This is a genomic window from Microbulbifer mangrovi, assembly GCF_002009015.1.
Classification (GTDB): domain Bacteria; phylum Pseudomonadota; class Gammaproteobacteria; order Pseudomonadales; family Cellvibrionaceae; genus Microbulbifer; species Microbulbifer mangrovi.
This window is the reverse complement of sequence record NZ_LZDE01000023.1, coordinates 1-339: the sequence shown is the minus strand read 5'-3', so window position 1 is coordinate 339 and position 339 is coordinate 1. Positions and strand designations below refer to the sequence as shown.

Below are 339 nucleotides of genomic sequence, written 5' to 3'. Positions count from 1 at the left end.
TCACGGCCGTCGCCGCCATCCAGCACGTCGTTGCCATTGTTGCCGTAGAGGTAGTCGTTACCTTCTTCCCCTGCAAGGCTATCCGCTCCGTCTGCACCGCTGATGCTGTCATTGCCTGCACCACCGTTCATTACGTCATCTGAAGCAAAGCCTGTCATGGTGTCATTACCAGCACCACCTTCCAGCACCATGGCTTTCACTGCGTCGATATCCCACTCTGTGCCATCGGCAAATTCGATGGCATCCAACGCATAGCCGCTGGTGCCATCGCCGAGGAAGTAGTTCGATACGGTAATCACTTCGCCGGTTGTACCAACGGTCAGCAGCAGGTTGTTGCTG

Annotated in this window: 1 protein-coding gene; it reads right to left on the bottom strand. The window is 56.0% G+C overall.

Going from position 1 to position 339, the window contains the following annotated elements; genetic code table 11:
- On the bottom strand, nt 1-339 hold a 339-nt coding region (locus tag B4U49_RS00105; RefSeq protein WP_143735408.1), incomplete at both ends, for a calcium-binding protein.